Origin of the sequence: Curtobacterium poinsettiae (genome assembly GCF_025677645.1) — a bacterium.
Taxonomy (GTDB): Bacteria; Actinomycetota; Actinomycetes; order Actinomycetales; family Microbacteriaceae; genus Curtobacterium; species Curtobacterium poinsettiae_A.
This window is the reverse complement of the sequence record NZ_CP106879.1, coordinates 3610393-3633489: the sequence shown is the minus strand read 5'-3', so window position 1 is coordinate 3633489 and position 23097 is coordinate 3610393. Positions and strand designations below refer to the sequence as shown.

24 protein-coding genes are annotated in these 23097 nt (G+C 66.2%); 15 read left to right on the top strand and 9 right to left on the bottom strand.

All coding sequences use genetic code 11. The features are described 5' to 3' along the window. Nucleotides 1-14: 14 nt before the first annotated feature. Nucleotides 15-2585, top strand: a complete 2571-nt coding sequence (locus OE229_RS17395; protein ID WP_262139113.1) for a DEAD/DEAH box helicase — start codon at nt 15-17, stop codon at nt 2583-2585. 64 nt (nt 2586-2649) lie between these two features. Beyond that, nucleotides 2650-2901, top strand: coding sequence for a DUF6458 family protein (locus OE229_RS17390; RefSeq protein ID WP_182064916.1), 252 nt, complete (start codon nt 2650-2652; stop codon nt 2899-2901). 28 nt (nt 2902-2929) lie between these two features. On the opposite strand, the gene OE229_RS17385 is transcribed toward OE229_RS17390, so the two are convergent. Together OE229_RS17385 and OE229_RS17380 are read right to left on the bottom strand one after the other, a co-directional pair. Then, entirely contained in the window at nt 2930-3451 is a 522-nt protein-coding gene (locus tag OE229_RS17385) for a ribonuclease H family protein (protein WP_027465941.1), read from the bottom strand. 63 nt (nt 3452-3514) lie between these two features. Further along, entirely contained in the window at nt 3515-4351 is an 837-nt protein-coding gene (locus OE229_RS17380) for a hypothetical protein (RefSeq protein ID WP_262139112.1), read from the bottom strand. Between the two features lie 118 nt (nt 4352-4469). Between OE229_RS17380 and OE229_RS17375 the strand changes: the two genes are divergently transcribed. Further along, nucleotides 4470-4808, top strand: a complete 339-nt coding sequence (locus OE229_RS17375) for a hypothetical protein (protein ID WP_262139111.1) — start codon at nt 4470-4472, stop codon at nt 4806-4808. Here the strand turns inward: OE229_RS17375 and OE229_RS17370 are convergent. From OE229_RS17370 to OE229_RS17360, 3 genes are all read right to left on the bottom strand, one after another. Next, entirely contained in the window at nt 4805-5377 is a 573-nt protein-coding gene (locus OE229_RS17370; protein ID WP_262139109.1) for a hypothetical protein, read from the bottom strand. The two genes, OE229_RS17375 and OE229_RS17370, sit on opposite strands and share 4 nt — an antisense overlap. A gap of 56 nt (nt 5378-5433) precedes the next feature. Next, complete coding sequence (locus tag OE229_RS17365; protein ID WP_262139108.1) at nt 5434-6252, bottom strand: aldo/keto reductase; 819 nt, start codon at nt 6250-6252, stop codon at nt 5434-5436. Between the two features lie 195 nt (nt 6253-6447). After that, complete coding sequence (locus OE229_RS17360; RefSeq protein WP_182064922.1) at nt 6448-7653, bottom strand: MFS transporter; 1206 nt, start codon at nt 7651-7653, stop codon at nt 6448-6450. A 355-nt stretch (nt 7654-8008) separates the two neighbouring features. On the opposite strand from OE229_RS17360, the gene nrdH reads away from it, so the two are divergent. The 4 genes from nrdH (at nt 8009) to nrdF (ending at nt 11994) form a co-directional block, all read left to right on the top strand. After that, nucleotides 8009-8242 carry a glutaredoxin-like protein NrdH gene (gene nrdH / locus OE229_RS17355; protein ID WP_017886897.1) on the top strand — a complete coding sequence of 78 codons (234 nt, stop codon included), beginning with the start codon at nt 8009-8011 and terminating at the stop codon, nt 8240-8242. Between the two features lie 113 nt (nt 8243-8355). Continuing rightward, a complete protein-coding gene (gene nrdI / locus OE229_RS17350; RefSeq protein WP_182064923.1) occupies nt 8356-8772 on the top strand; it encodes a class Ib ribonucleoside-diphosphate reductase assembly flavoprotein NrdI in 417 nt (138 codons plus the stop codon). Between the two features lie 17 nt (nt 8773-8789). After that, nucleotides 8790-10895, top strand: coding sequence for a class 1b ribonucleoside-diphosphate reductase subunit alpha (gene nrdE, locus OE229_RS17345; protein WP_209135566.1), 2106 nt, complete (start codon nt 8790-8792; stop codon nt 10893-10895). Between the two features lie 97 nt (nt 10896-10992). Continuing rightward, on the top strand, nt 10993-11994 hold the full coding sequence (gene nrdF, locus OE229_RS17340) for a class 1b ribonucleoside-diphosphate reductase subunit beta (RefSeq protein WP_071295675.1): 1002 nt from the start codon (nt 10993-10995) through the stop codon (nt 11992-11994). A gap of 274 nt (nt 11995-12268) precedes the next feature. Here nrdF and OE229_RS17335 read toward each other — a convergent pair whose 3' ends face one another. Both OE229_RS17335 and OE229_RS17330 read right to left on the bottom strand, forming a co-directional pair. Next, nucleotides 12269-12463: a hypothetical protein gene (locus OE229_RS17335; RefSeq protein ID WP_262139107.1), complete on the bottom strand. Its 195-nt coding sequence runs from the start codon at nt 12461-12463 to the stop codon at nt 12269-12271. 231 nt (nt 12464-12694) lie between these two features. Beyond that, nucleotides 12695-13075 carry a hypothetical protein gene (locus OE229_RS17330; RefSeq protein ID WP_262139106.1) on the bottom strand — a complete coding sequence of 127 codons (381 nt, stop codon included), beginning with the start codon at nt 13073-13075 and terminating at the stop codon, nt 12695-12697. 220 nt (nt 13076-13295) lie between these two features. Between OE229_RS17330 and OE229_RS17325 the strand changes: the two genes are divergently transcribed. After that, the gene (locus OE229_RS17325) at nt 13296-15122 is read left to right on the top strand and encodes a DUF4209 domain-containing protein (protein WP_262139105.1); all 1827 of its coding nucleotides are present in this window, start codon (nt 13296-13298) and stop codon (nt 15120-15122) included. A 341-nt stretch (nt 15123-15463) separates the two neighbouring features. Then, nucleotides 15464-15952: a GNAT family N-acetyltransferase gene (locus tag OE229_RS17320; RefSeq protein ID WP_111057486.1), complete on the top strand. Its 489-nt coding sequence runs from the start codon at nt 15464-15466 to the stop codon at nt 15950-15952. A gap of 36 nt (nt 15953-15988) precedes the next feature. Here the strand turns inward: OE229_RS17320 and OE229_RS17315 are convergent, their stop codons facing one another. Continuing rightward, complete coding sequence (locus OE229_RS17315) at nt 15989-16183, bottom strand: hypothetical protein (RefSeq protein WP_111100431.1); 195 nt, start codon at nt 16181-16183, stop codon at nt 15989-15991. A gap of 80 nt (nt 16184-16263) precedes the next feature. On the opposite strand from OE229_RS17315, the gene OE229_RS17310 reads away from it, so the two are divergent. From OE229_RS17310 to OE229_RS17295, 4 genes are all read left to right on the top strand, one after another. Further along, nucleotides 16264-16482 carry a cold-shock protein gene (locus OE229_RS17310; protein ID WP_258370778.1) on the top strand — a complete coding sequence of 73 codons (219 nt, stop codon included), beginning with the start codon at nt 16264-16266 and terminating at the stop codon, nt 16480-16482. A 1345-nt stretch (nt 16483-17827) separates the two neighbouring features. Then, the gene (locus tag OE229_RS17305) at nt 17828-18400 is read left to right on the top strand and encodes a hypothetical protein (RefSeq protein WP_262139102.1); all 573 of its coding nucleotides are present in this window, start codon (nt 17828-17830) and stop codon (nt 18398-18400) included. Nucleotide 18401: 1 nt separating this feature from the next. Continuing rightward, nucleotides 18402-19289: a hypothetical protein gene (locus OE229_RS17300; RefSeq protein ID WP_262139100.1), complete on the top strand. Its 888-nt coding sequence runs from the start codon at nt 18402-18404 to the stop codon at nt 19287-19289. Continuing rightward, complete coding sequence (locus tag OE229_RS17295) at nt 19286-19891, top strand: DNA-binding transcriptional response regulator (RefSeq protein WP_181437979.1); 606 nt, start codon at nt 19286-19288, stop codon at nt 19889-19891. The genes OE229_RS17300 and OE229_RS17295 overlap by 4 nt, the downstream gene beginning before the upstream one ends. A 148-nt stretch (nt 19892-20039) precedes the next feature. Here the strand turns inward: OE229_RS17295 and OE229_RS17290 are convergent, their stop codons facing one another. Beyond that, a complete protein-coding gene (locus OE229_RS17290) occupies nt 20040-20756 on the bottom strand; it encodes an alpha/beta hydrolase (protein ID WP_262139097.1) in 717 nt (238 codons plus the stop codon). Between the two features lie 175 nt (nt 20757-20931). Here OE229_RS17290 and OE229_RS17285 point away from each other — a divergent pair, with 175 nt between their 5' ends. Continuing rightward, nucleotides 20932-22530: an AlbA family DNA-binding domain-containing protein gene (locus OE229_RS17285; RefSeq protein WP_262139096.1), complete on the top strand. Its 1599-nt coding sequence runs from the start codon at nt 20932-20934 to the stop codon at nt 22528-22530. Nucleotides 22531-22716: 186 nt separating this feature from the next. Continuing rightward, a complete protein-coding gene (locus OE229_RS17280; RefSeq protein ID WP_262139094.1) occupies nt 22717-23094 on the top strand; it encodes a hypothetical protein in 378 nt (125 codons plus the stop codon). The last annotated feature ends 3 nt before the right edge of the window (nt 23095-23097 follow it).

The window sequence follows — 23097 nt, the reverse complement described above, 5'->3', positions numbered from 1 at the left end:
GGGAGGATGGGCACATGACCGACGTCACCACCGTGCCCCCGCTCGTCGCCGCGATCCCGGCGGCGGTGGACGGCGTCGTCGACCCCGACGAGGTCTACCAGGCCTTCGCGGCGTGGGCCGCCGAGGGCGGCCGGCCGCTGTACCCGGCGCAGGACGAGGCGGTCATCGAGCTCGTGTCCGGTGCCAACGTCGTGCTGAGCACCCCGACCGGCACCGGGAAGTCGCTCGTGGCGGCCGGCGCGCACTTCGCCGCGCTCGCCGAGGGCAAGCGGAGCTACTACACGGCACCGATCAAGGCGCTGGTGTCCGAGAAGTTCTTCCAGCTCGTCGACCTGTTCGGCGCGCAGAACGTCGGCATGGTCACCGGTGACTCCAGCGTCAACGCCGACGCCCCGATCGTCTGCTGCACCGCCGAGATCCTGGCCAACCTGGCCCTCCGCCAGGGGCCGGACGCCGACGTCGACGTCGTCGTGATGGACGAGTTCCACTTCTACGGCGACCCCGACCGCGGGTGGGCGTGGCAGGTGCCGCTGCTCGTGCTCGAGCGGGCGCAGTTCCTGCTCATGTCGGCGACCCTCGGTGACGTCACCACCATCGCGGACGACCTGTCCCGCCGGACCGGCCGGCCCACCGCCCGCGTGACCGGTGTCTCGCGGCCGGTGCCGCTCGAGTACCAGTACGTGATGACGCCCGTGCAGGAGACGGTGGAGCGGCTCCTCGAGGAGGGCAAGGCGCCGATCTACATCGTGCACTTCGCCCAGGCCGCCGCACTCGAACGGGCGCAGTCGCTGATGTCGGCGAAGGTCGCTTCGCGCGAACGCCGGGACCAGATCGCGGACGCCATCGCCGGCTTCCGGTTCAGCGCCGGGTTCGGACAGACCCTGTCCCGCCTGATCCGGGCGGGCATCGGCGTGCACCACGCCGGCATGCTGCCGAAGTACCGACGGCTCGTCGAGCAGCTCGCCCAGCGCGGCCTGCTGCCCGTCATCTGCGGGACCGACACCCTGGGTGTCGGGATCAACGTGCCGATCCGATCCGTGCTGTTCACCGGACTGACGAAGTTCGACGGCACGAAGATGCGCCAGCTGTCCGCGCGGGAGTTCCACCAGATCGCCGGTCGTGCCGGACGTGCCGGCTACGACACCGAGGGTGACGTCGTCGCCGAGGCACCCGAGCACGACATCGAGAACGCCCGCGCCGTCGCCAAGGCCGGTGACGACCCGAAGAAGAAGAACAAGATCAAGCGGAAGAAGGCGCCCGAGGGGTTCGTGTCCTGGGGGCAGGCGTCGTTCGAGCGGCTGATCGCGGCCGAGCCGGAGCCGATGGTCTCGCGCATGCGGATCACGCACGCGATGGTGCTGTCGGTCGTCGCTCGTGGCGGCGATGCCTTCGCGGACGTCCGATCGCTGGTCTACGACAACCACGAACCGCGATCGCGGCAGCTCGCGATGGCCCGGCGGGCACTCGTCATCGCCCGGACCCTCATCAACGCACGGGTGATCGAGAAGGTCGACGGCGCCTACCGCCTGACCGTCGACATCGCGCCCAACTTCGCGCTCAACCAGCCGCTGTCACCGTTCGCGCTCGCCGCGTTCGAGTTGCTCGACCCGGAGTCGCCGACCTACGCGCTGGACATGGTGTCGGTCGTCGAGGCCACGCTCGACGACCCGCGGGCGATCCTGTCGCAGCAGCAGTTCAAGGAGCGCGGCGAGGCCGTCGCCCGGATGAAGCAGGAGGGGATCGAGTACGAGGAGCGGATGGAGCTGCTCGAGGAGGTCACCTGGCCTCGCCCGCTGTCCGAGCTGCTGGAGGCGGCGTACGAGGCCTACGCCGCCGAACAGCCCTGGGTCCTCGACTTCCAGCTGTCCCCGAAGGCCGTCGTCCGAGACATGTACGAACGCGCGATGACCTTCGGTGACTTCGTGCGCTTCTACCAGCTCACCCGGTCCGAGGGGCTCGTGCTCCGCTACCTGTCCGACGCGTACCGGACGATGCGCCAGACCATCACCGAGGAGCAGCGGACCCAGGAGCTCGACGACCTGATCGAGTGGCTGGGCGAGGTCGTGCGGCAGACCGACTCGTCGCTCGTCGACGAGTGGGAGGCGCTGCTCAACGGCGACGTCCTGCTGGCCTCCGAGGAGCACGAGGAGATCGCGCCGCCACAGCCCGCACGGCTCACCGGCAACCCGCGGGCGTTCCGGGTGCTCGTGCGCAACGCCCTGTTCCAGCGGGTGCTGCTCGCCGCGGCGGACGACATCGACGGGCTCGGGGAGCTCGACGCGACCGCCGGGTTCGACCGCTCTGCGTGGGACGCCGTGCTCGAGGAGTACTACGAGGAGCACGACTCCATCGGCACCGACGCCGACGCGCGGTCGATGCAGTACCTGGTGCTCGACGAGAGCGGTGCCACCGCATCACCCCGGGTGTGGAAGGCCCGGCAGATCTTCGCCGACCCGGAGGGCGACAAGGACTTCGGGTTCTCGGCGACGATCGACCTGGACGCCTCGGACGAGGTCGGCGAGGCCGTCGTGCGGGTCACCGAGATCGGGCGGTTCGACGGGTGGGCCGAGGTGGACGTCGACTGATCGGCGCTGGGTTCGCCGGACGTGTACCGTCTCCGGCACCACCCCCACCCGAGAGGACTGCGTCATGCGCATCGGATCCAGCATCGCCCTGATCGTCATCGGCGCGATCGTCGCCTTCGCGCTGAACATCCAGCTCGCCGGTATCGACCTCCGCCTGATCGGCTACATCCTGATGGCCGCCGGTGTCGTGCTGCTCATCATCAGCCTGGCCGTCGCGTTCGGCGGTCGACGCACCACGACGACCACCCGCACCGGTGTCGACCCGGCCTCGGGGGAGCAGATCACCCAGCAGGACCGCCGCGACGGCACCTACTGAGCCGCGGCGGGGCTTCTCGCCCCGTTCGTCAGAAGAGGGTCGCGGGCGGGGTGGCGTCGGGCAGCGCAGACGGCTCGGGGACCTCGGCGCCGGGCCAGCCCGGACCGTGCGGCACGTCGGTTCCGTTCTGGAACGCGGTCGCGGCACCGCGGGCACGCACGTCGGCGGCCTCGTTCATCTCGTGACCGACGTGGCCGCGGACCCACTCGAACGTGACCTTGCGGCCCTGCAGTTCCGCGTCGAGTTCCTTGATGATCTCGACGTTGAGCACCGGCTTGCCGTCGGCCTTCCGCCATCCCTTGCGCTTCCAGCCGGCGAGCCACTCGGTGCAGGCCTTGATCGCGTACTGGCTGTCGCACAGGATGTGCAGCGGCTCGCCGGTGTCCTTCGTGGCACGGAGCAGCTGCAGCACGGCGGTGAGTTCGCCGATGTTGTTCGTTGCACGGGGCCAGCCGCCGGCCGCCCACCGGTCGTCGTCGACGTACCAGGCCCAGCCGGCGGGGCCGGGGTTGCCGAGGGCTGAGCCGTCTGCGGCGGCGACGATCGTCACGATGGGACCTCCTGGTGGTGCCGAGTGCTGGTCAACCGTAACCGACCGACCCGGCCCCTCGTCTCAACGGCGAGCGGGGTCGATGTTGAGCGTGCTGCCCTCGAGCAGCCAGTCGTCGTCGCGCTGCTCCATGAAGGGGTTCATCCACTGCACCTGCGCCGGCGTGATGCCGAACCGCTCCGAGACCGTCGAGAGCTCGTCACCGTGCGCGACCAGGTAGTTCGCCGGTCGGCCGTCGACCTCGGTGACGATGCCGTATGCGCCCGGTCGGTCGTCGCCGACGGTGACCCGGAGGCCGGGGTAGGGGTTCGGGATGTTCCACCTGAGGTCAGCGGCGGCGAGCACTGATCCCGCCCACGGGCGCTTGGACGAGTCCTCGTCGGCCGCTGTCGCAGGGACGAGGACGACACTGCGCAGGTAATCGGGGTGTGGACCCGCCTGACCCATCGTGAACGAGGTCGGAGGAGCAACTGCGGCGTCCCACTCGACCGTTTCGCGCACCGAGCCGTCCCAGCCGTCGAGCGGCTTCGCGGGCCGGTGTCGGAACTCCAGCCGCATGGGCTGCGGATTGGTCGTCCGGTACCCGGAGAGCTGGGCGTCGAAGGTCCCGCGGTCGTTCGCGACCACCCGGACGTGGATGCTGGTCTCGCCGCTCGGCGAGACGACGTCGGTCTCGGCCGCCACGGTGCCGGTGGGCAACGCCTGCTCGGGCTCGGTCTCGGTCTCGACCGGATCGGCGTCGCGCGTCGGGTCCGGCGCGGGTTCCGCCGTGCGTTCGGCCGCCTGTCGCGTCGGCGTCGGGATCGCGTCGTCGCCGCCGAACGCCGTGCACCCGGCGAGCAGCAGCCCCACCAGCGCCGAGCCGATCACCGCGGTCGTCGCGGTCCGTGTTCTTCCCATCGTTCCCCCTCGTCGGCAGCGTAACGGGGGCCAGGGACGCCATCGAGTGCGGGGAGCGGACCGAGCCAGACTCGTTACACGGGGCCGAGGACTAGCGTCCGCTGCAGGAGGACACACCATGAGCGACAGCATCCCGAACGCCCCCGGCCCCGAGCCGTCCGACGACCGCGCACGCACCGACGCGCTCCGCGACGCCGCACACAGCGACGACGTCGACGGGGTCAGCGGACGCGAGCAACGTGCCGCCGACACCTCGTACAGCCCGTCGAGCGAGCGCGAGATGGACGCGTCCCAGACGAAGCAGCGCGACGACGCCGACCTGCGTGAGGACGGCATCGACCCGTCCAAGGTCATCGCGGCCCCCGGGACGGGCGGCGCGGACGACGCCGGCGATGTCGAGCCCGAACCAGGCGACCTGCACCTGCCGTGGCAGTCCGAGGAGGACCGCCGAGGCTAGCTCGACGCCCGGTCGAGTTCGCGCACGAGAGCATCGCCATCGGTGACGTCCCAGAACGCCATCGGCTGTGGTCCGAAGAAACCGTCGAGACCGGTGTTCGCGTAGACCTTCGCGTTCGTTCCCCGGCCGACGAGCATCGATCCTGGTCCGCCTCCCGTCGCGTCCCACTCGACGTTGCAGTGCCGTCGGTCGCCGGTCCAGCTCACGGTGCGGTCGGTGCGGCCGATCGGGACCTCCCGCGTGCCGCGAGGGGTGATCACGAGGGCCCGGCGATCGGTCACGGCGTAGACGGACGTCCGCTTGCGGTACCGCTTCACGAGGAACCGTCCGACCAGCAGGTGCAGGCCCATCAGTGTGAACAGCGACCCGACGAGCAAGAAGAAGGGTGGCGCACCGCTGGTCACGGCCGAGGCGGTCCAGAACGCCACGAATCCGCACCAGAGCAGCGAGAACGGGATGAGGAACCCGTCGCGGCCCGAGAGGAGCTTGGCCGGGTCGCTCGTGCCGGCCCAGTACAAGTGCTCATCGGGGCGCAGGTGTTCACGGGCGGTCTGTTGAGGATTGATCACCCCTCGACAGTACGGCCCGTCACTCGCTGTGGCTGAACAGTGCGTACCCCGCCCGGCTACGACACCGAGTCCGGGTGGGAGCCCGTCCGCTGCCCCGACTCGAGCGTCGCGATCGCCCCGAGCTCGTCGTCGGTGAGCTCGAAGCCGTCGACGTCGAGGTTCGACCGGATCCGGGACGGGGTCACCGACTTCGGCAGCACCACGACGCCGTGCTGCACGTTCCACCGCACGAGCACCTGCGCCACGCTCACGCCGTGCGCGTCGGCGATGCCCGTCAGTACCGGCTCGTCGATCAGGCGCCCACGACCGAGCGGCGACCACGCCCCGGTCACGATGTCGTGCTGCTCGTGGAACGCGATGAGTTCGCGCTGCGGCAGCCAGGGGTGCCGTTCGACCTGGTTCAGTGCCGGCACCTCGCCGGTCTCGTCGATGAGCCGCTGCAGGTGCGGCACCTGGAAGTTCGAGACGCCGATGCTCCGCGCCCGCCCCGACTCGCGCAGTTCCACCAGCGCCTGCCAGGTCTCGACGTAGCAGTCGTTCGCGGCGGCCGGCCAGTGGATCAGGTAGAGGTCGACGGCGTCGAGCCCCAGCCGCTCGAGGCTGCCGTCGAACGCCCGCAGGGTCGCGTCGCGCCCCTGGTGGTCGTTCCACACCTTGGTCGTCACGAAGACGTCGTCACGGTCCAGCCCGGAGGCCCGGATCGCCTTGCCGACGCCGGTCTCGTTGCCGTACATCTCGGCCGTGTCGACGTGCCGGTAGCCGGCGTCGAGCGCGAGACCGACCGCCGTCTCTGCTCCGGCATCGTCGACCTTGTAGACGCCGAAGCCGATCGCGGGGATCGCGGCGCCGTCGCGGAGGGGAAGTGAACTGGCCATGCACCCATCCTGCCGGTGCGTGGCGGGCGCTCGCCGGGCCTCCCGGCCATCTGTGGAGAACGCGACCTGCCTGCCGGACACCCGTTCCTTCCCATGCCGGCCGCGATGGGGAGTGGAAACGGGCGTACCTGGTCAGAACTCCCGACCAGGTAGGCCCGATTCGACCAGGCACGCCGAAAGCGCCCGCGCCCCCGCTCAGGTCGGCAGGTGCACCGGCTCGGTGTCGGGGAGGGGGCTGGCGTCACGGCCGCGCAGGTCGGGCAGCCAGCTGCGCATCGCCAGGGGGAGCAGCACGCCCAGTCCGGCCATCACGGCGCCGACGGTGAAGCCGCCGACCGGACCGTTGCTGTCGATGAGGAAGCCGGCGATCGCCGATCCGCCGGCGGCACCGATCAGCTGGCCGGTGCCCATCCAGCCGTAGGCCTCGGCGGTGTCGGAGAACTTGACCGTGGCGGAGACGGATCCGAACATCACCGCGAGGGCCGGGGCGATGCCCACACCCGCGATGACGAGGGCCAGGCAGAGCCACCAGAAGTTCGTGCCGCCGAGGGCCAGGGTGAGGCCGACGAAGACCACGGCCATGCGCGTCCACAGCGTGTTGCGCGAGATCGGGCGGTGGCCGAACGCCAGGCCGCCGACGAGCGATCCGACCGCGAACACCGCGAGGACGATGCCGGCGTTCGGGCTGCCCTCGCCGAAGACGCTGGTGACGCTGGCCTCGACCGCGGCGCAGGCCCCGATCAGGAGCAGGCCGGTCAGGGTGGCGACGACGACCGAGGGGCGCTTCAGCACGACGCCGAACGCGCGCTTGGACCGGGGGATGCGGACGCGTCCGAGCTCGGGGGAGGCGATGAACCACGTGCCGCCGACGACCAGGAAGACCATCGCGACGACGATCGCCTCGACCGTGCCGATCTGCGTCGCGACGAACGTGGTGATCACCGGGCCGGCGACCCAGATGAGCTCCTGCGCGCTGGCGTCGAGGGAGAAGAGGGGTGTGAGCTGCGCCGAGGTCACCATCTTCGGGTAGATGGTGCGCACCGCCGGCTGCACGGGCGGGACCGCCAGGCCGCCGAGGAACCCGACGACCACGTAGCCCCAGAGCGGCATGATCACGAACGCGATGACCACCATGCTGATCAGCGCGACGATGCTCGTCAGGATGAGGACGGGACGCATGCCCCAGCTGCCCATCCACCGGCTCGTCAGCGGACCGGCCAGCGCCTGCCCGATGCTCGTCGTCGCGAGCACCAGTCCGGCGGCCCCGTAGGAGCCGAACACGTGCTCGACGTGCAGCAGGTACGCCAGCGACAGCATGCCGAACGGGAACCGTGCGGTGAGCTGTGCGGCGATGACACGACCCACGCCAGGGGTCTTCAGGAGGGGCCCGTACGTACTCACGAGACGAGTGTACGGACCGGACGGATCGGGCTGTCCCCCGTCCTGGGGAGGGGGCTGACGCGACACGCCGAAGCGCTGATTCCACACATGTGGATCGTGGCTGTCCACCGGTGTGGGGAAGTGTCGGTGGTCGGGCGGAGACTGGCGGAAACTCGGGCCTCTCGGGAATCCACAGACTGTGGAGGACGTTGTGGAGAACTACACGGCTGTAACACTTCCTCTTGTGGTCGGTGTCGCGGCCAGCCACTAGATGTAGTGTGGAGGCATCGCAGCGGCCCCTCCCGGACACGACTGCGGACAGACATCAGCACCACCTCCACAGCACAGCAGAAACCAGTAGGAACCAGGGGAGATCATGGCCGTCACCGTCTACACCAAGCCGTCCTGCGTCCAGTGCACCGCGACGTACCGCGCCCTCGACAACAAGGGCATCGAGTACGAAGTGCACGACGTCTCCACGGACGAGGCAGCGCTCGAGCACGTCAAGAGCCTCGGCTACATGCAGGCCCCCGTCGTCGTCACGGACGACGACCACTGGTCGGGCTTCCGCCCCGACAAGATCGCGACGCTCAGCGCCGAACTGGCGTGAGTCGGTGCGGGTCCCGTCGGGCCCGCACCACCCACCGCCGGCCTGGAGGCGCGACCCGCCTCCGCCAGGTCGCCCCGGTCCGTCCGTCCGCACCTTCTCCAGGGGAGCGCACCATGAGCCGATTGGTCTACTTCTCGAGCGTGTCCGGGTACACCGCGCGCTTCGTCGAGAAGCTCGGCCGCGACGCGGACCGGATCCCGCTCTACCCGAGCGATCCCTTCCTGCACGTCGACGAGCCCTACGTCCTGGTCCTGCCCACCTACGGTGGCGGCAACGGCGAGGGTGCAGTCCCCAAGCAGGTCATCAAGTTCCTCAACGACGCCCACAACCGCTCGCTCATCCGCGGCGTGGTCGTGGGCGGCAACACGAACTTCGGCGAGGCGTACGGCCTGGCAGGGGACGTCGTCGCACGGAAGTGCAACGTCCCCCTTCTCTATCGATTCGAACTCTTCGGGACCCCTGACGACGTGTCGGCGGTCAACTCAGGATTGGATGCATTTTGGACGCAGCAGTTGCAGACGTCGATCTGACGTCGCCGCAGACGGGGATGGACTACCACTCCCTCAACGCGATGCTCAACCTCTACGACGCGGACGGGAACATCCAGTTCGACAAGGATCGTGAGGCCGCCAAGCAGTTCTTCCTGCAGCACGTCAACCAGAACACCGTCTTCTTCCACAACCTGAAGGAGCGGCTCGACTACCTGGTCGAGAACGAGTACTACGAAAAAGCCACGATCGACATGTACTCGCTGGACTTCATCCAGCGACTCAACGACCTGGCGTACTCGAAGAAGTTCCGGTTCCAGACGTTCCTCGGCGCGTTCAAGTACTACACGAGCTACACCCTCAAGACGTTCGACGGCAAGCGCTACCTCGAGCGCTTCGAGGACCGCGTCGTCATGACCGCCCTCGGCCTGGCCCAGGGCAACGAGCAGCTCGCCATCGACCTGGTCGAAGAGATCGTCGCCGGCCGCTTCCAGCCCGCGACCCCCACGTTCCTCAACACGGCGAAGGCACAGCGCGGCGAGCTCGTCTCCTGCTTCCTGCTCCGCATCGAGGACAACATGGAGTCGATCTCGCGCGGCATCAACTCCTCGCTGCAGCTCTCGAAGCGCGGCGGCGGCGTGGCCCTGCTCCTCTCCAACATCCGCGAGGCCGGCGCCCCGATCAAGCAGATCGAGAACCAGTCCTCGGGCATCATCCCCGTGATGAAGCTGCTGGAAGACTCCTTCTCGTATGCGAACCAGCTCGGTGCGCGTCAGGGCGCCGGCGCGGTCTACCTCAGCGCCCACCACCCGGACATCATGAAGTTCCTCGACACCAAGCGCGAGAACGCCGACGAGAAGATCCGCATCAAGACGCTGTCGCTCGGCGTCGTCGTGCCGGACATCACGTTCGAGCTCGCGAAGAACAACGAGGACATGTACCTGTTCTCGCCGTACGACGTCGAGAAGGTCTACGGCGTCCCCTTCGGCGACGTCCCGATCTCCGAGAACTACCGCGCGATGGTCGACGACTCGCGCATCAAGAAGACGAAGATCAAGGCGCGTGACTTCTTCACGACCATCGCCGAGATCCAGTTCGAGTCGGGCTACCCGTACATCGTGTTCGAGGACACGGTGAACAAGGCCAACCCGATCAAGGGTCGGATCAACATGTCCAACCTCTGCTCGGAGATCCTGCAGGTCAACACCCCGACGACCTTCAACGAGGACCTGTCCTACAAGGAGATCGGCAAGGACATCTCCTGCAACCTCGGCTCGCTGAACATCGCGCTGACGATGGACTCGCCGGACTTCGGCAAGACCATCGAGACCGCCATCCGCGGCCTGACCTCGGTCTCGCAGATGTCGCACATCACCTCGGTGCGGAGCGTCGAGGACGGCAACGACAAGTCGCACGCCATCGGCCTCGGCCAGATGAACCTGCACGGCTACCTGGCTCGTGAGCGCGTCTACTACGGCTCCGAAGAGGGCATCGACTTCACGAACATCTACTTCTACACGGTGCTGTTCCACGCCCTTCGTGCGTCGAACAAGATCGCGATCGAGACCGGCGAGACCTTCGACGGCTTCCGCGACTCGAAGTACGCGTCGGGTGAGTTCTTCGACAAGTACACCGACCAGCTCTGGACGCCGGCGACCCCCCGCGTGGCATCGCTGTTCGACAACGCGAACATCACGATCCCGACGCAGGACGACTGGAAGGCGCTGAAGGCGTCCATCCAGGAGCACGGCATCTACAACCAGAACCTGCAGGCTGTCCCGCCGACCGGTTCGATCTCGTACATCAACCACTCGACGTCGTCGATCCACCCGATCGCGTCGAAGATCGAGATCCGCAAGGAAGGCAAGCTCGGCCGCGTCTACTACCCGGCGCCGTTCATGACGAACGACAACCTGGACTACTACCAGGACGCGTACGAGATCGGCCCGGAGAAGATCATCGACACGTACGCCGCGGCGACGCAGCACGTGGACCAGGGCCTGTCCCTGACGCTGTTCTTCAAGGACACCGCCACCACGCGCGACATCAACAAGGCGCAGATCTACGCATGGCGCAAGGGCATCAAGACGATCTACTACATCCGTCTGCGCCAGCTCGCCCTCGAGGGCACCGAGGTCGAGGGCTGCGTCAGCTGCATGCTGTAGAGCTGCTGCTCTCTTCCTGGAGGCGCGGGGCGGGCCCCGCCCCGCGCCTCCAGTCCGTTCGATCGTTCTGTCCACCACCACCACCCGGAAGAAAGCCATGACCCTCACCGACCCGGTCCACGCCACGGGCAAGTCCATCCCGCTGATCAGCGCGGTCAGTGCCATCAATTGGAACCGCATCCAGGACGACAAGGACGTCGAGGTCTGGAACCGGCTGGTCAACAACTTCTGGCTGCCCGAGAAGGTGCCGCTGTCGAACGACGTGCAGTCGTGGAACACGCTGACGCCGGCGGAGCAGCAGCTCACCATGCGGGTCTTCACCGGCCTGACGCTGCTCGACACCATCCAGGGCACCGTCGGCGCGATCAGCCTGATCCCCGACGCGATCACCCCGCACGAAGAGGCCGTCTACACGAACATCGCGTTCATGGAGTCGGTGCACGCGAAGAGCTACTCGTCGATCTTCTCGACGCTGGCCTCGACGCCCGAGATCGACGACGCTTTCCGCTGGTCCACCGAGAACGTGAACCTGCAGAAGAAGGCGCAGATCGTCCTCGACTACTACACCGGTGACGACCCCCTGAAGCGCAAGGTCGCCTCGACGCTGCTCGAGTCGTTCCTGTTCTACTCCGGCTTCTACCTGCCGATGTACTGGTCCTCGCGCGCGAAGCTCACCAACACCGCCGACCTGATCCGCCTGATCATCCGCGACGAAGCCGTCCACGGGTACTACATCGGGTACAAGTTCCAGAAGGGCCTCGAGGGCGCCTCGGAAGAGCGCAAGCAGGAGATCAAGGACTACACGTTCAACCTGCTGTTCGAGCTCTACGAGAACGAGGTGCAGTACACGCAGGACCTCTACGACGGCGTCGGGCTGACCGAGGACGTCAAGAAGTTCCTGCACTACAACGCCAACAAGGCGCTGATGAACCTGGGCTACGAGCCGATGTTCCCCAAGGAGACGACGGACGTGAACCCGGCGATCCTGTCGGCGCTGTCGCCGAACGCGGACGAGAACCACGACTTCTTCTCGGGGTCGGGGTCGTCGTACGTCATCGGCAAGGCGGAGAAGACCGAGGACGAGGACTGGGACTTCTGATCCTGGTCTGACACGAGGGAACGCCCCGCTGGCTTCGGCTGGCGGGGCGTTCTCGTGCTTCGGGGCCCATGGACGTGTCCGGATGGCACCCCTCCAGAGAGGATCGATCCGGACGGGTCATGTGAGACAGGCGGCCGCCGGGCAGGCCTTCGGTCAGGTCCGGCTCGGTGAAGGACCGGCTTACGAGACGGCAAAACAAGGTTCCGCATGCTCGGGCGAGCCGAGCGTAGGCGCAGGGGACGATCGCGTCAGGAGCTGTTTCGCTGAAGCTCGGCTACACGTTCCTGTCCTTATACATCTGCACCAGGCGCGCAACGAGGGTGAGTGCTGCGTCGTAGAACATCGCGAGCGTGACCACCGAGGTTGTGAGTTCGAACGACGCCGAGCCGGCAACGGAGGGTCCTAGCTGCCTCACCTCGAGAGCGTTCCGCATCATGGAAGTGTTGCCGTGCGCGATGCCACTGGCCATCTGCCAAAGGATCAGAGGGGGCTCCACTAGATCAGGGACGAGGCCCGCGATTGCAGTCAGCCGACTCGTGACCGAAGTGACCTTCGAGATCCGCGTGCCTCGGATACGCGGACGTTCGTCAATGAGTTCTTCCAATCGCGCCTGCATCCGGTTGAACCCGACATCGTTCGCGGGATCGAGGCCCAGCTCGGTTTTGACGGAGCGGACTTGTCGGCGGTTGTCCCAAGTCAGTTAGAACGAGCGCAGCACGCGATCATCGCGGCTCCTCGGCTGGAGGATCCAGAGGCCGGTGCCGGTCATCTCGATAGCACTGCGCACCAGCGTGAAGAGTGACATCGCGAGGATCTTCCCGCCTGAGTCCTCGACCGTTACTTGCACGGCCCTGAGATGGTCCGTGGCTGCAACCAGTAGCCCGATCACTTGATCCGGGATGGGGTTGTACGCCGTCGCCGCCCGGTCGCCAGCGAGCGATGAGCGATTGCGTTCCTCGAGAGTCTCGACCAGCTGCTCCAACGCGGTCAATCGTGCAAAGCTGAGTTGCAGGAACTCGAAGCCTCGCTGCGCGTCCGCATCAGACTCGCGAGTGTTGCGGACGCCCGTCGGATCGTTCATAGGGCGAACGTAGTGCAGGGAGCGGCTCTCTGGAACGAGGGTGGCTATCACCAAAAACGACGTCAGCGCGGTCTGGGGAAGTTGACCCCAGTCGAGTACGAGACGATCTTCAAACCCGCAGGTCGTACTCGCGGCCTAGTCGAACGAGTCAACGCAGTCCCTTCCCGGGTTTCGTCGGGGGAGATGAGCAGCCTTCGGCCACCGGCCATAACCTGAACTCATGACCACGGCTCCCGACTCTCGCTGGCAGGCCGCTGCCCGCGACTCTGACCTACAAGCAGCGCTCGCCGAGAGTGACACGGGCACCCTCCTCATGGGCAGTCCCCTTCAGGTGATCGCGGATGACGCCGGTGTGGGTGATGATGTCCGCTACGTCTCAGGTCTACTTGCGACGGTCGCCTGGTTCATGCCGAACGGGAACGACTGGACCAACCCCTACGGTCCTTTCGCTACGTTTGGCGATCGGCGGAGTCCCATCCCCGCCGACTTCAGTGAGGCGGACATCACGGTGTTGGCCGAGATCGCCGCACTAATCCCCAGTCTGATCTTTCGGAGTCGCGTCCTCGACGTCGTCGCGATCACTGGGGACCCTGCACTGCGCCCGACTCGGCATTCCGCGCAGCTCCAAGCGCTGGCCGACCACGGGGTGACGAGCGATGCAATGACCCACGCCGCCGAGCAGTGGGACCGCGGACTTGCTGTCGGCGTCCGCTTCCGCGGCGTCGCGTCGGCGCAGCTCGACGAGATCGAGCGCCAACTCGTCGAAGCCGCAACCACATCCTCCGACGGCGGACTTGCGGTGCGCGCGGCGCGGCTGCTCGGCGATCATCGGCTTGGACGCCAGCATGCGGCGGCGATTGCGGCACACCTTGCTGGACATGCAGAAGGCGTCGAGTCAATCGCCGCTCAGGACACGCTGGAGGTCGCGGCCGAATGGTACGGGCGTGCGGGCGATCCAGCGGGCGCCGAGGATGCGACGAACGCAATCGTTCAGCGACTGATCGCTGAGGCCGATGCTTCTGAGGCGTTCCGCGCGTCCATCCACTTGGAGATGGCGCTCAAGATTCTCCGCACACTGCCCCGCACGGCTCGCGAGCGCCTTGGCGTGGCCGACCTGCCAATCGAACTCGCCCGTCGGATCCGGGAGAGCGGCGCTGCGACCATCGGTCAAATGAAAGTGTTGGCTACCGAGGGCGGCGACCTCGGCGACCATGTCGCTGAGTTGCTTGCCACAATTCGTAGCGACGATCCCGTTGAGTCGCTCCGGCGCTTTGCTGGCATACAGGCTTTCGCTAGTGTGTCGGCGGCTCGGTCTGAGACTGAAGAGCGTGAGCGGCGATTCCCTCTCTCTTTTTTGGCGACGCGGCGGACCCTCAGCGCCGATGGGCGCACCGTGTACCGCTCCCCCGTGGGCGACGATGCCACGATTTATGGCGAGAAGGCGGCCACCTGGGAAGGGATGATCCAGCACTATCAGCTGCGAGTCAGTCTTCTTGGCGGCATCGTGCTGCCGAGGGCCCTGCGACAGCTCTCCACTGATCACCGGCTTCACATCGGCGACTTCCAGGCCCTTGCTGAGGGCAGCGCTATCGTGCCGAGCACGCACGAGGGGATCTTTGCGCGGGGGTTGCATTACGGATACAGCGGGGACTTCGGAGCCGCAGTGCACCTCCTCGTGCCCGCAATCGAAGCACTCGTGCGATTGCACCTCGCGAACGCCGGCGAGCGCACGAGCGCAATCAGCGCGGACGGCAACGAAAACGAGATCGGCCTCTCCGCCCTCATGGAGAACGAGCGGGTCGTCGACATTTTTGGAGAGGACGTTGCGTTCGAATTTCGCGCACTGCTATGCGGACCCATCGGCCCGAATCTTCGCAACGAGGTCGCACACGGACTGGTCGGCGATGCGGTGTTCTCTTCGGGTGTCAGCGTCTACCTCTGGTGGCTCACGCTCAAGCTCGTCTTCATGCCCTACTGGAACGCGCTGCACGATCCAGAGGCGGCTGAGGCGCGCGAGCCAGCCGTTCCGGAAAGGGACGCGGATTAGGGCCTCCGCGCGAGTGTGCCGATCTATTCGGCCCGGGGCAGCGGGTCTCTGAACGGTCTTCGCACGTTCAGCGAATCGGATCGATGCGCCGCGGCGGGACAGCATGGCGAAGGAGGAACGAGCGAGCATAGGTGCAGCTCCGGACTCCAAGTGCGTCTCGATAGCCGATCGTCAGCCGGACACTTGCGACTTCAAACCGAACCCGCTCGGTCCTGGGTTGATGGATGTGAGCAGCTTCGCTCTGTGTCGCCTTTCTCGCTGCGCTCTGTGTCGTGATCGCGTCCCGGTAGCCGATGCACCTCCGGACGCACCGCGCCGACTCGTATGCCAACCTTCAACACATGGGAATCGAACTCGTGGAGCACCGCAGCGCTAAGGACGTGCGCCGGATTCTCGAGGCGCTACCCGAATGGTTTGGTGACGTCGACGCCATCGACAACTACGTAGCGGCGGCGGAGAACGACGACTACGGGAGCCTGCTCGCTGTTGCCCCTGACGGGGTTATCGGCGCTGCACTGACACGACGTCACTTCCGCGAGGCCGCCGAGCTGCACCTCATCGCGGTGCATCCAGAGGCTCGCGGGACCGGTGTCGGGCGGTTGCTCGTCGAGCGCATCGCGTCACGGTTAGCGGTTGATGGTTGCACCCTGCTGTCGGTGCACACGGTCGGGCCGTCCTTTGAGAACGAGCCGTACGCGCAAACACGGGCGTTCTACCGCAGCGTCGGCTTTGTGCCGTTGGAAGAGCACGACGGACTTGACTGGCCCGGACCCACTCTCATCCTGGTTCGCCCGTTGGTCGTTCAGATGCAACAGGACGGGTCCCGGTAGCCGATCGGCTACCGAACGAGCGCTTGCGCTAGTGGGTTAGCGCTTGTCCTGATTGCGGAGGCTCCACACACCGAGATACAGCGACCAGGGCATCATCACGACCAGCGGCAGCCAGGAGCCGATCCGGCCAGTGTTGATGATCAGGTTCAGGAGCCCCAGGGCAAGCATGAGCGCGGCAGCGACGGCGACGAACCAGGCGAGTGCTCGCGGCAAGGGTTTGAGTGATCCCACGTCGGAACGCTATCTGCCGCGGTCGTCCGATGGTCGATCGCCTACCGGACGACCTAGCGCGGTAGCGGGCGCTGGTGCAGATGGTCGATGGCGTGTGTGTCTGGTGGAGTGACGATGACGGTTGGGGTGCTCTCCGTTCGAACGAGGCCGATTCGGAGGTCTTCGTTCACTTCTCCAACGTCAACACGACCGGCTACCACTCGCTGAGAGCCGGACAACGTGTTCGGTTCGAAGTAGAGCCGTACCCGCCGGGGCAGGATGGCTACTTCTTCCGTGCCCACAATGTCACCATCGTCTGATCGGTGATCGATCCGTCATTGCGGCGATACGTGCCGTCGGCAAGGGTCGAGGGCTCTCAGGATCAGCTGTCGAGGGCGACGACCCACAGGATCAAAAGGACGCCCGTGACGCCACACAGGCCGACTCCCGCCCACCACCAAGGAGCGCTTGACCCGCGCTCCGGTCGCCCCCTGCCCATCCCATCTCGTCGGACCGCAATCACACCACCTCGGCCCATCAGCACGAAGCCCGCCAGCAAGATGACCATGAGGCCTACCCACGTCCACCACGAGAATTCCATGGAACGAGAATGCCTGACGCGGTGCGTTCTCGAGCGTGACAGACGGCCAGCGACTTTCTCATTGACCGATGCCCTACCAATCCTTGTGAACGACATGAGCAAGAAGAGCGTCCCAACCACGACGTGCAGGACAGAGCCGTCAGCCAGGATCACCTCGCTCACTCCAACCACGAGGAACATCACCGCCGCTACCGCGCTCACCCAACGCAGCCGGTGCAAGCGCTGCCGATTACCGAAGAATTGCCACCGCTGCTCAGCCCCAGTTTGGGGCTACGCTCGCTGCTGCTCGCGTCCGTCAGCCGATCGTGAAGCGGTATCCAGTCCGCGCTCATTAGCTTCGCGCTGTCAGCGCCTCACTAACGCTGGCCTGGGTGGGCCGAGGTAAGTGCGTCTCTCTCGGTTTGTCCGGCCTGAGTACCTGAAATCGAGGGCTCTGCGGTTTCCGATAGCCGATCTGCTGTCGCACGGTGAAAGATGGCGTCGGACCTAGGGAAAGGGAGACTCCGGCACCGTCGGAAAAGGCGCCGTCCTCAGCAAAACGAAGGGCAGGGCAGGGACGCGACGAGCAAGAACGTCGCTACGACGAAGAACACAGTGGCGAACACGCCCACTGCAACCCAGAGCGCACTTCAGCCGTGCCTCCATCGCCACGCGCACGGTGCGGCGGCTAGCAGCCACAGACCGGCCTGAACGACGACGAGCATCCACTGCGCCCAGCGCAACTCGTTGCCCCTCACCACAGAGCATGATGTAGCGAACCAAACAACGCCGACCGTTGCAGCGCGACCAACCGCGAGCACCGTGATGGTCAGGACGATAGCCGACACCTGTCGCCCGCGGGAAAATACTGCCGACCCCTAATCACGAAGAGCGGGATTACGCCAGGCCTTAGTGCTCGAAGGTTTCTGATTCATGGGAGGGAAAACTCCCGTTACTCCGCCCCTCGCGCTAGCCTGGGGGAGAGCGGAGACGCGCATCCGCGTCACACGTCCGTCAGAGGGGTGGCAGGATTGATTGTCCAGTGGTGCGTGAAGGGTCTCAGCCTCCCCGACGATGACATTGCAGTGGGGCTCATCGACAGCGGCGAGGGCCTTGTCTCCAATTGGTGGCGGGACAGCGGCATGATCCGCCCCTCCGAGGTTTCCGGGCAGCTGACACTCAGCGCGCTCGACCGACACGTCAACCACTTCGACGACCCGGATCCTGCGACGGGCCGGCCGTTTCGGGAGATCACGCCATTCATCTCGCTCTCCGCTGGCACCATGGAGCGGCAATCGGCCGCGGCCACCAACTTCGCGCATCGCGCCCGCAAGACGGCACTTTGGTTCGGGACCGAGTTCGGCGCCAAACCATCCGCGTACCTGTTCGTGTGCTGGCTGGTGCTGGCACCGCGACCGGCCGTCGAGGTGGAGGGCGTGGCCGAAGAGGTGCGTGACCTCAACTCCTATCGCCGGTACTCCGCCTTCCAGACCGAAGGCGAGATCGTGGCCAAGATCAACGTACCCGCGACCCAGATCCAGTCGTGCGAGAAGTGGAGCTGGGACCGGTCGAGCAACGTCCTCCAGCGGGACTGGATCCGTCCGAACCGGTCGTTCATCGCGCCCGAGAGCTTATCCAACGTGCGTGAGATGATCTGACATGACCGCGGCAGAACTCGGATATCTCGGGGTCGACCCCGAGCGCGCCTCCGCCCGGGTGGCATTTGCTACCGCATACGCGCAGTTGGCCGGAGAGGACTACGCCCGCGAGGCGACGATCAGCGAGCCGCAGACGGGCACCAGCGAAGGGAACCGCCTAGAGGCGGCGACGGCCTATCGGGAGGCCGCTCAGTGGTCGTTGGCTCTGGGCACCGACGACGCATTCGACCGTCTGGCGACAGCCGCCCGCTGGTTCTCCCAGCTCGGCCTTCCCTACGGCCACTTCCTCGGAGCGGCCTGCCGGACGGTCAATGCCGACGGTCCGCTACTACGTGAGGGGGACGTGATTCGCCAGCTGCGCAACGCGGTGGCGGGCTCGCCCGTTGAGTCCGACCGGTTCGAGCGGCGCGGCCTCGCCTCTCGACAGCAGCAGGCCTACCTCTTCGTCGCCGCGGCCGCGACACCAGAGCTCGCGGACGAATTCCGCGACGAGCTCGCAGCGATCGCGGACCTCCCTGCTATGGGATTGGGGACCGCCCCGGTGGGAGCGCTCGGCGCTCCGGTGCAGACGTACGTCCGAGCCGGCCTCGCCCTCATGGACCACGACCGCGCGTCCGTCCTGCTGCGTGTGCTCGTCGGGATGTCCCGCCGTTTCGAAGACGCGGCGAGCCTGGCCTCTTCCAACCGCTATCTGTGGAGGAATGCGAGCGCGCCCGTCGACATCCCCGACCTCGATATCATCGCGCTGGTTGCACTAGGAGTCGACCGCGTTGAAGGATTTGCCCGCAGGCTCCGCGAGGCGGCTTCAGAGCTGTCAGGATGGGCACGTTTTTCGATCAACGTGGCGATCGAAGCGATCGAGCTGAGACAGGGAGGCCGTCAGGCATGAGCAGTGAAGTGGTGTCGCTGATCCTCGGAGTGCTGATCATTGTCGTCGTCGGGGCGATCACGTGGGGAGCGGTGGCGCGCGGACGTGCGGGTGACCTCAAGATCTCGGTCGCGAAGCTCCTCGACGTCCAAGTGACCGTCGGGGCGGAGACGCGCGAAGCGGTCAGCGAGGATGTGCGCGCTGCCGCGGCCGAGCGCGGGCAGACACTCGACACCGCCGCTGTGAAGCTGCCCGCCTCTGTCCGTCTCGGTCGTATCCTGTGGGTGGACGACCACCCGGACAATAGCGTCCACGAGAGCATTGCCCTCGAACGCCTGGGACTGGCCATCACAAAGACGACGCATGCGAGCGGCGCAATGGAGTATCTCAAAAGCCTGCGATACGACGTCGTGATCACTAACTGGAGCCGTCAGGACGGCACGCCGGTGTCCGAATTTATCCGCCATGTCGGGACGTTGCACCCCGGCGCGACCGTGATCGTATACACAACGCTGACCCAGGTCGCGGCAGGGGACGCCAGTCGCAGCGGTGCCGACTTGGTCACGGCGGACCCACACGAGCTACTGGCCTCCGTACTCGCGAGGCTGTCGTCCTCGTCCTGAAGCCGGACGCCTGCGAAGCAATCTGGGATCAGGATCTGGTCCTGCCGCGCCTCCGCCGCCGAGACCCGGCCAGAAACTGACGGTTCGAACGGGATCCCGTCCAAGCTCGGCGCCCCCGAGGGCTTTCGAGCGGCCGATAGGCAATGGGCTACCGGAACACCTCGGGTAGCGCGGCAACGAACTGATCGAAGTGGCTGTACCAGACGGACTGTGCTGCTCCGGGGATGTTCCGGACGATCACACCGCGGCTCTCGTGGTGCGCCGCTGTCACGTCATCGACGTACAGGCTCGGCCTCGCTCGCACGATGATCGATCCGGGTTCCGGCTCGAAGCACATCCCAGGGCCCGTCGCGGGCGAGGCCGCCGTGGCCGGATCGAAGTAGTCCGCTGCACGAGCCTCGACCACGCAGTCCTGGTCGCTGTAGTACGGCCGCGATGCTAGGAGCCCGTCGTACGTGCGCGCTCGTTTGTCCTGCTCGTATTCGGCGGTGAGCTCGGTGCGGTCCCAGCCGCCGCGCGACGTGAAGGGCGCATCGATGTAGACCGAGAGAGCCGGGGCGAGCAGCCCGGCGTCCACAGCCGCTGCGAGGAGCAGCGCACCGTACGAATGGCCCATCACGAGGTCAGGCGTCGATCCGCATTCGTCGGCAACGCACTCCGCGATCGATCGAGCGGCCCGATCCACCGTCATGGTGTCGTCGCGTGGTGACAGTCCGTGGCCCGGAAGATCAACCGCTAGGACGCGATAGCCGCTCGCGACCAGCAGCGGCACCACTCGCCACCAGCTCTCGCGAGAACCCATCATCCCGTGCAGCAGCACCGCCGTGCGGTCCCCCTGGCCATGCACCTCAACGTGGAGCTTCATCGGGGTATCGAAGCACATCCAGCTTCACGGGCCGGCTGTCTCGCTTGCCGATCGGTCATTGAGACGGTCCACTAGCCACTCGCGGTCGTCGTCGCTGCCAGGCTTGCCGGCGTCCGCTCACCGACCGGCTATCGGACAGTTCAGTGGGACCGCTGTGCGTGTGAGGATCGGCCACATGGTTGTCGTTGACGGTCGCGTAGACCGCGAAAAGCTCTCTGAACTCCTTACGTTCGAAGCTGAGCAGGAGGCTCTAGATTTCAAGGCGACACTCGACCTCGCCGATCCCAAGCATCAAGTCGAGCATGTTAAGGATCTGCTCGCGATGATGTCGCTGCCTGCCGGCGGCTACATCGTCGTCGGAGTCGACAACAGCGGCAAGCCGGCTATGGACCAACAGCCGATTGATCCGAAGCAGTTCGATTCGGCTGTACTGCAGCAGAAGGTCTCGGCGTATGTAGACGGCCGACTGTCGATCGTCGCAGCCGTGCACGAGCTGCAGACCGAAGTCGGTACGCGCGAAGTGGCTCTAATCTTCGCCGGGCCGCCGCCGGGTTTGCTTCCCTTGGTCGTCACAAAGCAGGGCCAGTACGACCGTAGCGGCGGCCGGAAGCCGGAAGTCGTGTTTCGTCCGGGGCAAGTCGTCGTTCGAGACGGCACAACGACGACAAGGCTCGCCGAACACTTCTGGCCTCGGCTACTCGAGCGATACACCGAGAGAGTCAAAGATGACGCCCGCCGCGATGTCGACGCGCTTGTCCGTCGCATCGTCGAGATGCTCGACGATCAGCGCAGCGCTGCCTCAGGCCTGGGCGCAGAGCCATCGCTCGCGATTGACCTCGGGATGGACCCGAAGACGTTCGCAATCGCTGCGGACGCGTTGATCGAGTCGGGCAGCCTGCCGCGCCTGACTCGTTTCCTTCTTCGAGCAGACGACGCGTTGCGTGCGGTAGCAGCGTCCGGCAACCTCGCGTCGGCCAACGGCCTGCTTGACCGATTGTTCACGCTTGCGGAGACAGCTCTGCTCTACGGAACATCTGAGCAGTTCGACCGGGTCATCGACGCTCTTGCCCGCTACTACAGCGCGATCCCGACACTTCCGGATGCTGTCACAAACGAGACTCCCTCGGAACGCGGGCGGGCCTCTGCGATGTTCGAGGTGCTGTCCCGGCTGTACGTCCTTGGGTCACTGGCAGTGCGGCAGTCCCGGTGGGAGCAATTGCGGTCACTCGTGCTTCGCCCTTACGAGGTGAACGAAACCTACTCGTACGCCTCCTGGATCCGTCACGCGCTGACGATGTCTGCTCGCGCAGGCGTGCTGCGGTCGAAGGAAAATGACGTCGAGGGCGCGCCGGTGATCTCGCGTGCGTTGCAGCTCATGATGGAATCTCCGGAACTGCGCCCCGACGTCGGAATTGTCGATCCGCGTACCCGCGCCCGACTCTATGACAGCTTGTGCGAGTTCGATATCCTCTGGTGCGTTGTCGCACAAACCGCCACCGACCGGCCAGACGCCATGGATTTCTACCCGAGCAGCTCCGAGATCGATCAGGTGCATGCAAATGGTGCGTTCACACTGATCGCGAAGGATCGCGCCGCGCGCCGCCTCCTGCTCCCTGCGAAGTCGGACCAAGAGATCGCAACCGCACTCCTGTACGTGTGGGCGCGCGCCTACCGGCAGTCCTGGCAACACGATGGCTGGTGGGATCGCCTCCCTGCCGGTGTGTACCAGTGGGCGAAGGACGCGGGTGCGGTCGAGCCTGATCTGAACGGCTAAGTCGCCTTGCGGGTATGAGACCTACCGGGCGAGGTGTTGGCGGGCGTCGCCGTCGTGACCGGTGACCGATCAACCATCGGCTCCGGAGATGGTGAAACGGCCGCCTGCGCGCGACGTCGGTGGCCGAGGGGACGATGGGCACATGACGATCGAGGCACAAGATGTCCCGCGAAGCGCTGGCCAGGGATGAGCAGCGGCGAGGGCGTGCGAGAACGGCAGGAGCAGGTGCTGACGGCATTCGTGCTGCGCGCCCGCAGGGTGCGGGCACACTCGCTCGCGCTGGATCTGCCAGCACTCCGGCAGATGCAGCACCCACAGTTCACCATCATCGGTCGAACGGACTCCCGGTATGTGACGCTCCGGACGGAGTACCCGCCCGAGGAGCAGGTCGAGAGCGCGGCCGCGCGCATACGTCCGCTGCTACTGCAAGGCGATGACACGCATTACGGCAAGGCGATGAACGCGCTGTTGTACTTTGCGAAGGCGGACGGGGCGGATCAGGAAGCGATTGAGGGGCTAAAGGCGCTTCGAAAAGGAGTGGATCGGGGTGGCGTCGGAGAATAGTTC

Excerpts from the sequence above, each read along its gene's own strand:
- OE229_RS17395 (WP_262139113.1), top strand. The coding sequence starts at position 15 with ATGACCGACGTCACCACCGTGCCCCCGCTCGTCGCCGCGATCCCGGCG.
- OE229_RS17390 (WP_182064916.1), top strand. The coding sequence starts at position 2,650 with ATGCGCATCGGATCCAGCATCGCCCTGATCGTCATCGGCGCGATCGTC.
- OE229_RS17380 (WP_262139112.1), bottom strand. The coding sequence starts at position 4,351 with ATGGGAAGAACACGGACCGCGACGACCGCGGTGATCGGCTCGGCGCTG.
- OE229_RS17375 (WP_262139111.1), top strand. The coding sequence starts at position 4,470 with ATGAGCGACAGCATCCCGAACGCCCCCGGCCCCGAGCCGTCCGACGAC.
- OE229_RS17365 (WP_262139108.1), bottom strand. The coding sequence starts at position 6,252 with ATGGCCAGTTCACTTCCCCTCCGCGACGGCGCCGCGATCCCCGCGATC.
- nrdH (WP_017886897.1), top strand. The coding sequence starts at position 8,009 with ATGGCCGTCACCGTCTACACCAAGCCGTCCTGCGTCCAGTGCACCGCG.
- nrdI (WP_182064923.1), top strand. The coding sequence starts at position 8,356 with ATGAGCCGATTGGTCTACTTCTCGAGCGTGTCCGGGTACACCGCGCGC.
- nrdE (WP_209135566.1), top strand. The coding sequence starts at position 8,790 with ATGGACTACCACTCCCTCAACGCGATGCTCAACCTCTACGACGCGGAC.
- nrdF (WP_071295675.1), top strand. The coding sequence starts at position 10,993 with ATGACCCTCACCGACCCGGTCCACGCCACGGGCAAGTCCATCCCGCTG.
- OE229_RS17335 (WP_262139107.1), bottom strand. The coding sequence starts at position 12,463 with ATGGCCAGTGGCATCGCGCACGGCAACACTTCCATGATGCGGAACGCT.
- OE229_RS17330 (WP_262139106.1), bottom strand. The coding sequence starts at position 13,075 with ATGAACGATCCGACGGGCGTCCGCAACACTCGCGAGTCTGATGCGGAC.
- OE229_RS17325 (WP_262139105.1), top strand. The coding sequence starts at position 13,296 with ATGACCACGGCTCCCGACTCTCGCTGGCAGGCCGCTGCCCGCGACTCT.
- OE229_RS17320 (WP_111057486.1), top strand. The coding sequence starts at position 15,464 with ATGGGAATCGAACTCGTGGAGCACCGCAGCGCTAAGGACGTGCGCCGG.
- OE229_RS17310 (WP_258370778.1), top strand. The coding sequence starts at position 16,264 with ATGGTCGATGGCGTGTGTGTCTGGTGGAGTGACGATGACGGTTGGGGT.
- OE229_RS17300 (WP_262139100.1), top strand. The coding sequence starts at position 18,402 with ATGACCGCGGCAGAACTCGGATATCTCGGGGTCGACCCCGAGCGCGCC.
- OE229_RS17295 (WP_181437979.1), top strand. The coding sequence starts at position 19,286 with ATGAGCAGTGAAGTGGTGTCGCTGATCCTCGGAGTGCTGATCATTGTC.
- OE229_RS17290 (WP_262139097.1), bottom strand. The coding sequence starts at position 20,756 with ATGAAGCTCCACGTTGAGGTGCATGGCCAGGGGGACCGCACGGCGGTG.
- OE229_RS17285 (WP_262139096.1), top strand. The coding sequence starts at position 20,932 with ATGGTTGTCGTTGACGGTCGCGTAGACCGCGAAAAGCTCTCTGAACTC.
- OE229_RS17280 (WP_262139094.1), top strand. The coding sequence starts at position 22,717 with ATGAGCAGCGGCGAGGGCGTGCGAGAACGGCAGGAGCAGGTGCTGACG.